Source organism: Nocardiopsis rhodophaea (assembly GCF_039530945.1).
Lineage (GTDB): Bacteria > Actinomycetota > Actinomycetes > Streptosporangiales > Streptosporangiaceae > Nocardiopsis_C > Nocardiopsis_C rhodophaea.
In genome coordinates this window covers 132,985-143,160 of the sequence record NZ_BAAAPC010000018.1, presented here as the reverse complement: position 1 = coordinate 143,160, position 10,176 = coordinate 132,985, and the positions used below count along the sequence as shown (strand labels likewise).

The following is a 10,176-nucleotide window of genomic DNA, read 5'->3' as shown; positions in this document are numbered from 1 at the left end:
CGATGTGGTCGTCGCAGAACACGTAGAGTGCGGTGAGAAGGGTGTCCAGGTTTCGTGTCACAACTTAACCATCGGGCACCCTTCGTCATGTCCGCAGCCAGTTCAGACATCGGACTCAGTCATCTAGCGGAGGCAGTCGTAGACGGCCTTGACGAGGCGCATGGCGCGGATGCCGCCGGAGAGTTCGGTCCCGGTGCGGTTCATGACGTAGGCGAGCGCGATGTCGTGGTCGGTGTCGGCCAGGCCGATCGAGCCGCCCGCTCCGGTGTGTCCGAAGGCGCCCTTCCGGGCGGCGCGGGGAACGGCGAAGGTCAGCGAGGGGCGCATGAAGCCCAGGCCGAAGGAGCTGTCCAGGTGCAGGACGCGGTCCGGGCCCGTGGCGCGGGGGCGGAGGGCGTCCTGGAGGGTGGCGGGGGACACGATCCGTCCGGCGAGCAGGTCGCGGTAGAACCCGGCCAGGGCCGGGGCGGTGGTGATGACACCGGCCGCCGGCCAGCCCGCCGTGAGGACGTCGCGGTTGTTGTACTTGCCGGGGACGGCGGCGACATCCGGGCTGGCGAAGGCGCGGGAGAACAGGCTCTCCGGGTCGCGTGCGTCGCGTGCCAGCCGCGCTCTGGGCCCGTCGGCCTCGCCGTCCGGGCGGGCGGCGTCCGAAGCGGTGCCGGGCATGGCGGTACCCGCGGCCGTCGCGCCGTTTCCCCTGGCGGGCTTCCGGTTGGTCGGGCCGGTGGTCAGCCGCGCCGTACGGTCGAGAACGCCGTCCGGGGCCCCGACCCACAGGTCGAGCCCGAGCGGGCCGGCGATCTCGTCGGCCACGTACCGCCCGACCGTGCGGCCGTCGAGTCGACGCGTGATCTCACCCGCCAGCCACCCGTAGGTCAGCGAGTGGTAACCGTGCGCGGTTCCCGGCTCCCACACGGGCGCCTGCGCGGCGAGCAGCTCCGCCATCGCCGCGTGGTCGGCGGCCTCGGCCACCGTCACCCGCCGGTCGAACGCGGGCAGGCCGGCCTGGTGCGACATCAGCTGTTCGCCGGTGACCCCGTCCTTGCCTTCGGCCGCGAACTTGGGCCACCACGAGGCCACCGGGGCACGGAGGTCACGGCCTCCGCGTTCGGCGACCCGCAGCGCGGCCGCGGCCGTCAGCGCCTTGGTGCAGGAGAACGCCAAGCAGGGGGTGTCGTGCTTCCAGGGCGACGCTGTCCTGTGGTCGGCGAGGCCGCCCCACAGGTCCACGACCGGCTCGTCCCCGACGAAGACGGTGAAGGCCGCTCCCGTTTCCAGGCCACGCGCGAAGTTGTCCTCGAAGACCTCGCGGACGCGCGTGAACTCCGGGGCGCAGGCACCGTGGATCCCGGTCTCCCCCGTCGCGATCGCCACTTCCCACTCCCTCGTCTCCGGTCGGTCTCGGACGCGCCGGACCGACTGTATTCCACCCGAACCACGCAAGAAGGTGTCAGGTATGCCAAATCAACCGCACAACTGGGGCCGCTGGGGGGACGACGACCAGCAGGGGGCGCTCAACCACCTGACGCCCGCGACCGTGCTGGCCGCCCTCGGTGCGGCGCGGGACGGGCGCGTGCTCAGCCTCGCGATGCCGATCAAGGGGGCGACGTCCGGTCCCGCTCCCAGCACCGTCCCGCACCTGGCCGGACGTCCGCTGCCGCAGCACTTCATGTCCATCGACGGCGGCGACTACGCGGCCGGCGCCCGCGCGGCGGGCGCGCGGATCGCCGACGACGCACTGGTCCTCTCACCCCACGGCACCACCACCCACATGGACGCGCTGTGCCACATGTGGGCGGGGGAGACGCTGTACAACGGGCATCCGGCCGCGCGCGTACGCAGCTACGGGGCGGCGCGGCTGGGGATCGAGCACGCCGCGGCGCGCGGCGTGGTGGCGCGGGGGGTCCTCCTGGACGCCGCGGCGCATCGGGGGGTGCCCCACCTTCGGGCGACCGACCGGATCGGCGCGGGCGAGCTGGCGGCGATCTGCGCGCGCGACGGAACCGAGCCCGGGCCGGGCGACGTCGCCGTCATCCGGACCGGATGGCCGCGGGTCTGGGCGGCGGATCCCGCCCTCTACCGCTCGGGGCAGCCCGGCCTCGCGGCCGACGCCGGGCGCTGGCTGGCCGAGCGTGATGTGGTGATGGTGGCGATGGACAACGCGGCCATCCAAGGGCTCGACGGCGACGGCCGCTCGGGCGAGGACGTCGAGGACGATCTGCACCTCACCCTGCTCTGGCGGAACGGAATCCACCTGGCCGAAATGCTCTGGCTCGACAGGCTCGCGGAGGCCGCAGCCGAGGGTCGGCGGACCGACTTCCTCTTCATCGCGGTCCCCCTGCCCATCGAGGGCGGGACCGGCAGTCCGATCAATCCGGTGGCGGTCCTCTAGCCGGTCCGATAGGAGTGTTCCGGAGAGTTCTGTAGGAACGGACAGGCCGGACCCCCCTGGCGCTGACGTTTATGTTCCGCTTATCCTGGCCGGTCATCCTTCTGCCCGATAGTTCCCAGGGCCAACGAATCGCAACATTCCGGTTATCTGAATAGGCCATGCGCGTGACCTAGAGCCCGCTAACGTCGTGCACGTGCGGAACCCCCCTCCGGTCACGCGCCCGATTCGAGCACCATCGCGGGAGCCGCTGGCCGGACCGCCCATCCCCCGCTCCGGTCCCAGGGGCTGTCCCCCGCTCCTGGGGCCGGTTCCTCCCCGGCCCATCGGTCGGTGAGCCTCCGGTACACGAGGGTCGACGAGGATCGCGATCCGCCCCCGGACCGGGGCCGCGCTTCTAGCCGGTGCCCGCCTCCCCGGGATAGCCACCGCCGCCGTAGGCGGCGTCCAGAGCGGCGTAGTCGGGGCCGCGCCCCGCTGTCGGCAGCTCCTCGTCCACGAACACCACCCGCCGCGGCTTCTTGTAGGAGGCGATGGCCGCGCGCACGTGCTCGACCACCTGGTCCGCCGTGAGCGCGGCGCCGGGCGTGCGCCGGACGACGGCCGTGACGCTCTGCCCCCACACCGGGTCGGGAACGCCGATCACCGCGGCCTCCGCCACGTCCGGGTGCGACGTCAGCGCGCGTTCCACCTCGGCGGGGTAGATGTTCTCGTTGCCGGACTTGATCATCCGCGCGCAGGGTCCGATGAACGTGATCGTTCCGTCGTCCTCCCGCCGCCCCAGGTCCCCCGTGTGATACCAGCCGTCGGCCATCTTGCGCGCGTTGAGGGCCGGCCGGTTGAAGTAGCCGCTGAAGAGGCTCGGGCCGCGCGCCACGATCTCGCCGGTCTCGCCCACCGGCAGCTCCGCACCGCCGGGGCCGACGACGCGGACCTGCGCCATGGGCGAGGGGCGTCCGGCCGAGCCAGCGCCCCCCATCCCCAGCGCCAGGTAGGTGAGCATGCCGCCCGCCTCGGTCTGCCCGTATCCGCCCATGCCCGACGCGTTCCACGGGTCGGTGCCCACGGTGATCTGCGCGTCCCACGCGGGTGAGTGCCGCATGAAGCGCAGACTGGAGAGGTCGTGCCGGGGGCGGCCGTGCCCGTCGGTGTTGGCCGCGACGATGGCGTCGAGCATCGGCCCGAAACCGAACATGTGGTCCACCCGCTCGGCCTCGATCAGCCGGGCCGCCTCGGCGGGGTCGAAGTCGTGCATGTAGACGTTGGTGCCCCCGGCGTGGAAGGCGGCCAGGTGGAACATGAGCGTACCGACGTGGAACAGCGGACCGCTGTTGAGGAAGGTGAACTCGGCACCGACAGCGCGCATCCGGAGCAGCGCCGCGGTGTGCGCGACGAGCGCGTCGTGGCTGAGCAGGGCGCAGTTCGGGCGGCCGTCGAAGGCCGCGGTGTACAGGCCGATCACCGGGTCCGCGCCGGTCCCCGGGGTCTCGGGGGCGGCGTCCCCGGAGCGCAGGAAGGCTGTGTAGGCGTCGGCGTCGGCATCGTCGGTGCCGTCGCAGCGGATCCACCGCTCCGGGGCGTCCGCGGCGGCACGCGCCGCGGCCAGCTCCCGGGCCGCCGGCTCCGGCTGCCAGAAGACCATGGCGGGGGCGAGGTCGTGGAGAACGAACGCGAGCTCGTCGGTGCTCTGCCGCCAGTTCGCTGGGACGGCGATGGCGCCGATCCGGGCGGAGGCGAGCAGGATTTCCTGGAAGCGCACCGAGGTGCGGCCGATGTAGAGCACCCGGGCGCCGGGCGCCGCTCCGGCCGAGCGCAGGGCCCCGGCCAGCCGGTCCACGCGGTCGTCGAGCTCCGGGTAGGTGAGCCGGACGCGGCCGTCGACCGCGGCGGTGGTCTGGGGGCGGCTGCGGCGATGCTCGCGCAGGATGTCGGCGAGGGTGAGCCGGTGCACGCCCGCGGGCTGCGTGGTGGGGGCCGGGTCCGGCATGGGGGTCTCCGATCGTCACATCGTCACGCGGGGGGATCAGCGGAAGGCGGGCATGACCTCGGTGGCGAAGAAGGTCAGGACGCGGCGCATCTCGCCGATGGGCATTGGCCGGGTGCTGCCGAAGTCGCACAGCAGGTGGTCGAACCCCATGTCGCGGAGCATGCCGATCTGGGCGATGACGCGCTCCGGGTCGCCGATGACCTCCAGCTGCTCCCACCGGAAGTCCGGGTCCACCGAACCGCCTTTCAGGTAGCGGTTCTGCCAGTACTCGAACCCCTGGGCCACCTCGCCGGTCCGGGTGTCGATGGGGGCGCTGCGCTGGTTGAACAGGCGGGCGCGGTCAAAGGAGGCCTCGAAGCGCTCCAGGTCCTCGCGCGCCTGCCGAGCGGTGGGCGCCACGTACACCGACCTGCTGACGACCAGCTCCGCCGCGTCGGGGTCGTGGCCGTTGGCGGCGGCGGTGGCCCGCCAGCTCGCGGCGGCCGTGGCGACCTTGCGGAAGGGGGCGGCCGGGTCGGCCAGGATGGGCAGCCCGCGCGCGGCGTACCGCTCGACCGTCTCCGGGCTGACGGCGGCCACATGGATGGGCGGGTGCGGCGCCTGCAGCGGTACGGGCTGGAGCCGCACGCCGCCGTCGAGGCCGGGGGCGACCCGGGCGAACTCCCCGTTATGCCGGAACTCCTTGCCGCTCCACAGGCCCCGGATGACGTCGAGCGACACGTCGAACCGCGCCCGCGCCTGGGCGAGGTCGACCCCGAACCCGTCGAACTCGAAGCTTTGGTAGCCGCGGCCGACCCCGAAGTCGAGCCGTCCGCCGGAGAGAACGTCCACCAGCGCGGCCTGCTCGGCGACATGGATGGGGTTGTGCAGAGGCAGTACCACGATGCCGGTGCCCAGCCGTAGCCGTTCGGTCCGCCCCGCCAGGTGGCTGAGGAAGTTCAGGATCGAGGGCACCACGCCGTAGTCGCGGAAGTGGTGCTCGGCCAGGCGGACGCCGTCGAAGCCGAGGTCCTCGATGAGCTCGATGAGCTCGACATGGTAGTCGTAGACCTCCCGGTGTGACTGGCCGTCGAACCGGTGGAAGAGGTGGAAGGTGGAGAACTTCATCGGGGCCACTCCTCCCGAGGACGGCGGCGGCGCCGCTCGCACCGAGTCCGTACCAAGCGCTCGCTTGGTTAGCCTAGCAGGGGGCTCGGCAGGCGGCCAGGGTCGCGCCGCTCCGGGGGTGTCCGCCCGCCGCGGCGGGCATGGCAGGCGGTAGGTTCGCGGTCATGGCACTACGGCATATTGCACTGTTCCGCTGGACCGACGATGTCACCTCCGCGCAGGTGCAGGAGGTGGTCGACGGTCTCTCCCGGCTGCCCTCGCGTATCCCCGAGCTTCGCGCCTACACCTTCGGGCGGGACCTCGGAATCAGCGAGGGGACCTACGACTTCGGGGTGGTCGCCGACCTGCCCGACGAGAAGGCGCTCGCGGTGTACCGCGAACACCCCGATCACCAGGCGGTCCTGGCCGTGATGCGCCCGCTGATCGCCGACCGCGCGTCCGTGCAGATCCGCGTCCCCGACCCCGAGTGATCTCTGCGGCGCGCGGCGCTCGTTCATCACGCTCGGGTCAAAGTAGATCATGTTCTCTTTCGGATCGGATCCGGTTCCGATCGCCGGGTAAAAGATCTTCATGTACCCCGTTTGCAAGGGTATGCAGGTGATCGACGATCCATCGCAAGGAACTGGAACAAGTTCCTTTTTGGGTGTTGCGTTGGAACATGATTCGGTATTAGCTTCGTGCCATAGCCGAAGCCCGGTGAGAAGCGTTCGGCGGGCTCTGGTCCGCCGGGTGTACCGGACGGCAGGCATGGAAGAACGCGTCACCTGTCGGAGATGGATCGCGCCCCTTCTCCGGCAGGTGGCGTCGGCTCGCCCGGGCCCGGCCGCGCGGGACCGCCGCCAGCACCGTGTGCGGCAGCACGGACGGAGGTACCGATGCGCCGCCACCAGGCCATCACCGACCGTGCCGCCGTGGTCGGCGTCGGGATGACCGATCTGACCCGCTCCTCCGGCCGCTCCGCACTCGCCCTCGCCTCGGAGGCGGCGCTCGCCGCGCTGGCCGACGCCGATCTGGAACCCGCGGACGTCGACGCCGTCCTCGCCTATCACCTCGGTGACTCCGCGTCCGTCACCGACCTGGCCCGCGAGCTCACCCTGCCTCGGCTGGGATGGCACAACGACATCCACGGCGGCGGAACGCAGTGCGCCTCCATCCTCGGCGACGCCGCCATGCTCATCGCCACCGGCCAGGCGGCCACGGTACTCGTCTACCGGGCTCTCAACGGCCGCTCCGGGCACCGGATGAACCAGCAGGGCCTCCGGCTCGGCGCGGGGGTCGAGCGCCAGTTCACCGCCCCCTACGGCGTCGTCGGCCCGATCGAGCACTTCGCGCTGGTGGCCCGCTGCTACCTGCACAACGCCGGACTGGGCACCGACGACCTGGAAGCCGTCGTCGCCGCCTCACGGCAGCACGCCGCCGCTAACCCCCGCGCCCTCCGCCGCACGCCCCTGGCACCGGGGGAGTACCGCGCCAGCCCCATGGTGGCCGACCCCGTGCGCCGGGCGGACTGCTGCCAGGAGACCGACGGGGCGTGCGCCCTCGTGCTCACCTCCGCCGACCGCGCCGCCGCCGGCGCCCCGCGGGTGCGAGCGGTGGTGCGCGGCGGGCGTCCGGACCTCTCCCGGCTCGACCGCAGCCCCGACCCCGCGGCCGTCTTCTCCGGCCACCTCGCCCCGCTCCTCTACGAGGCCGCCGGAATGCGTCCGAGCGACGTAGACGTGGCGCTGCTCTACGACGCCTACTCCTTCCTCGTCCCCCGGCAGCTAGCCGACTTCGGGCTGGTCGCACCGGCCGACCTGAGCACGGTGCTGCGCTCCGGCGGGATCTCGGCCACCGGACGTATCCCGGTCAACCCGCACGGCGGGCTGCTCTCCGAGGGGTACGTGCACGGGCTGAACAACGTGGCCCAGGCCGTGCGCCAGCTGCGTGGAGACGGAGTGAACCAGGTGCCCGGCGCCTCCGTGGCGCTGTGCACCGGATTCGGCGGTGCCTACGGCAGCGCGGCGCTGCTCGTGGCGGACGGGTGAACTACGCCTCGGGGACCCGCGCGACCGGTATTCCCAGCCCTTGCAGGTCGGCGCGGGTACGGGTGGTGAAGAACCAGTCGCGGAACCGGTCGTGCCCGATGATCGGGCTGGCCGGTGCCAGCGCCTGCTCGCCGACGAGGTGGAACCGGTAGCCGAGGGGCTCCAGCAGCGAACGCAGCCGACCGCCGTCGGCGCCGGGCAGCACCTCGCAGAGGATGTCGGGGCGGTGCGCCTTGAGGAACCGCGCGCCGTGCTCGAAGACCGCGGCCTCGGTGCCCTCGACATCGATCTTGAGCACGGTCGAGGTGCCCTCGGGCACGGCGTCGGTGAAGGTGTCCAGCGCGACGATCTCCACGGGGACCCCGTCGTCGAACGCCATCGCCTCGGAGTAGAAGCAGGGCAGGGCGGAATCCGCGGAGTGCGGGGGCATCGCGGCCCTGCGCGTCGGATCGCCCACACCCGTGTGGTGCAGGGTGACCCGGTGGAGCACCCGGTTGCGCACGCAGTTGTCGACCAGCGCGTGGTAGACCTCGGGCGCGATCTCGAACGCGTGTGCCCGGATCGCGGGGTTGACGGCCGTCCCGACCAGGGTGAAGAGCCCGGTGTAGGCGCCGATGTCGAACATGGTGTCGCAGCGCCGTGCCACCGCCGCGAACAGCCGCACCGCGAAGTCGTCGGCCGGCTGCGGCCGGTGCCCCTCACCCCAGTACAGCTCCTTGGCCACCACGCACCGCGCCGGCCGGAGCATGGTGAACTCGGAGCTGTAGACCCGGCCCGTGACCTCGGGGACGCGCGCGGGGGCGGGCAGTCGGCCCGTGCCGCGCAGCGACGGCGCGGCCACCCGCACCGCCCCGCGCATGGCGAGGTTGGGCAGCCGCCAGCCCAAGAACCGCTTGACGTGCCTCTTCGCCCCGTACCACGTGCGCCTGCGGGTGCGCTGCTCCTGATCGGCCCGCGCGGTGTGCTCGGTCATCTGACCACCCTCCCGTTGGGCCGGGTTCGGCGAACCCGCTCAGAGTAACCCCGCGCGGCGGTCAGGTCACGGCCTGATGGGGGACGGCTGGGAATTTCCTGGGAGCGGCGGGGCGGCGGCCCCGCGATCAGGACCGGGCGCGGGCCGCCGGTTCGACGTCCGTCAGGTTCTTGAGCGCCTCCCGGCGGGACAGCGGGGACATCCACTGCTCCGTGGCTCCGATGAAGCGGACCACCGCGTCGGGATCGACGCGCCCGTAGGAGCGCAGCGCCCAACCGATGGCCTTGCGGATGAAGAACCCCTGGTGGCCGAGGTTAGGCTCGATCACGTCGAAGAGCAGCCGCGCGTCGGTCGCCGCACCGGCGGTGTTCTGGCAGATGATGGCCGTGCGGCGCAGCCACAGGTCGCCGGACGACGCCCACGTGCGGATGATCGGGCGCATGTGGGCCGGATCGTCGCGCAGCATCGGCCCGATGCGCCGCACGGCGATCTCGTCCACGTAGTCCCACCACGCACCGGCCACGATGAGGTCCTCATACAGCCCCACGGCCCCGGGGCCCTGGTAGTCGCGGTAGAGGTGGTGCCCGGTCAGCTGCACGGCGGCGTAGCGCTCCTCGCGGTGCGTGGCCGCCCGCCACAGCGTTCGGGCGGTGTCGTCCCACGTCACGGAGTCACCGATGGGGTAGGCGGCGAAAATCCCGTCCAGCGCGCGCCGCCGCGGCCCGGCCTGCACCCCGTGGAAGGGCAGGTCGGACTTCATGTAGTCGCGCATGGGGCCGGCCTTCTCCGGGGCGCCCATCGCGCGCAGGCGGTCGCGGACGGCGGCGATCAGGCCGAGGTGGGCGGTCATGTGCCGGCGAGGGGGGTCGGCGTGGTCGGGGAGGGCGCGCTGGGGACGGCCGCGGGGCGGCTGACCGTGCCCCGTTCGCCCAGCACGATGCCGTCGAAGAACACCGCGAGGAAATGGTCGGCGAGGTCGGCCGTGCTGAGCGCCCCCTCGGGCCGGTACCAGCGCACCGTCACCCAGATGGTGTCGCGGATCATCCGGTAGGTGAGCTTGGGATCGATATCGGTCCGGAAGACACCCTGGGCTTGGCCGTTCCGGATCACGTCGATCCAGATGTTCTGGATCTCCTGCTCGCAGGTGGTGAGGTAGCCGAAGCGGGGGAACTGCCGCAGATAGTTCCAGTCGTTCTGCACCACGGTGATGGCCGCGCGGTGCGGCTGGAGCGACCGGTAGGCGGCGTGGACCAGCTTGGCCAGCAGCTCGCGCGGATCACCGCCCTCAGCGACCGCGCCGCGGTAGTCGCGGAGGAGGTCGTCGAGGAAGGACGAGAGGACCTCGTCGACGATCGACTCCTTGGAGTCGAAGTGGTGGTACAGGCTGCCGGAGAGGATGCCCGCCTCGTCGGCGATCTCGCGGACCGTGGTGGCCTGGAAGCCCTTCTCGGCGAAGAGATCGGCCGCGAGGCGCACGAGGTTGCCCCGCCGTTCCGAGGCGAGGGCGGACGCGCCCTGCCGGCCCCGGCCGCGCCTGCGCGGGGCGCGCCCGGCGGCGTCGTTGCCGGAGTCGTTCCCCGAGCTCATCGAGGCGTTGTGGTCTGGGGTGTTCACGTCCCTCATTATGCCGCTGTCGTCCAACCGCTTGGTCAAGACCGACGCGGCCGGTGGCGGCGTGGCGGCTCGGGGC

9 protein-coding genes are annotated in these 10,176 nt (G+C 72.2%); 3 read left to right on the top strand and 6 right to left on the bottom strand.

Annotation, left to right across the window (positions count from 1 at the left end; genetic code table 11):
* Window positions 1-123: 123 nt before the first annotated feature.
* On the bottom strand, window positions 124-1,377 hold the full coding sequence (locus ABD259_RS19700; protein ID WP_344164410.1) for a serine hydrolase domain-containing protein: 1,254 nt from the start codon (window positions 1,375-1,377) through the stop codon (window positions 124-126).
* An 82-nt stretch (window positions 1,378-1,459) separates the two neighbouring features.
* Between ABD259_RS19700 and ABD259_RS19695 the strand changes: the two genes are divergently transcribed.
* Window positions 1,460-2,395: a cyclase family protein gene (locus tag ABD259_RS19695; RefSeq protein WP_344100943.1), complete on the top strand. Its 936-nt coding sequence runs from the start codon at window positions 1,460-1,462 to the stop codon at window positions 2,393-2,395.
* A 394-nt stretch (window positions 2,396-2,789) separates the two neighbouring features.
* Here the strand turns inward: ABD259_RS19695 and ABD259_RS19690 are convergent, their stop codons facing one another.
* Both ABD259_RS19690 and ABD259_RS19685 read right to left on the bottom strand, forming a co-directional pair.
* Window positions 2,790-4,379 (bottom strand): AMP-binding protein, encoded by a 1,590-nt coding sequence (locus tag ABD259_RS19690; protein WP_344100941.1) that lies wholly within the window; start codon window positions 4,377-4,379, stop codon window positions 2,790-2,792.
* A gap of 36 nt (window positions 4,380-4,415) precedes the next feature.
* Window positions 4,416-5,486 carry an LLM class flavin-dependent oxidoreductase gene (locus ABD259_RS19685; protein WP_344100939.1) on the bottom strand — a complete coding sequence of 357 codons (1,071 nt, stop codon included), beginning with the start codon at window positions 5,484-5,486 and terminating at the stop codon, window positions 4,416-4,418.
* Window positions 5,487-5,650: 164 nt separating this feature from the next.
* Between ABD259_RS19685 and ABD259_RS19680 the strand changes: the two genes are divergently transcribed.
* Both ABD259_RS19680 and ABD259_RS19675 read left to right on the top strand, forming a co-directional pair.
* Window positions 5,651-5,956, top strand: a complete 306-nt coding sequence (locus ABD259_RS19680) for a Dabb family protein (protein ID WP_344100936.1) — start codon at window positions 5,651-5,653, stop codon at window positions 5,954-5,956.
* A 405-nt stretch (window positions 5,957-6,361) separates the two neighbouring features.
* Window positions 6,362-7,513 (top strand): thiolase C-terminal domain-containing protein, encoded by a 1,152-nt coding sequence (locus ABD259_RS19675; RefSeq protein ID WP_344100934.1) that lies wholly within the window; start codon window positions 6,362-6,364, stop codon window positions 7,511-7,513.
* Window position 7,514: 1 nt separating this feature from the next.
* Here the strand turns inward: ABD259_RS19675 and ABD259_RS19670 are convergent, their stop codons facing one another.
* The 3 genes from ABD259_RS19670 to ABD259_RS19660 form a co-directional block, all read right to left on the bottom strand.
* On the bottom strand, window positions 7,515-8,486 hold the full coding sequence (locus tag ABD259_RS19670) for an FkbM family methyltransferase (RefSeq protein WP_344100932.1): 972 nt from the start codon (window positions 8,484-8,486) through the stop codon (window positions 7,515-7,517).
* Window positions 8,487-8,613: 127 nt separating this feature from the next.
* Complete coding sequence (locus ABD259_RS19665) at window positions 8,614-9,336, bottom strand: DNA alkylation repair protein (protein ID WP_344100929.1); 723 nt, start codon at window positions 9,334-9,336, stop codon at window positions 8,614-8,616.
* Window positions 9,333-10,100, bottom strand: coding sequence for a TetR/AcrR family transcriptional regulator (locus ABD259_RS19660; RefSeq protein ID WP_344100927.1), 768 nt, complete (start codon window positions 10,098-10,100; stop codon window positions 9,333-9,335). Before ABD259_RS19660 ends, ABD259_RS19665 begins: the two co-directional genes overlap by 4 nt.
* Window positions 10,101-10,176 lie beyond the last annotated feature (76 nt).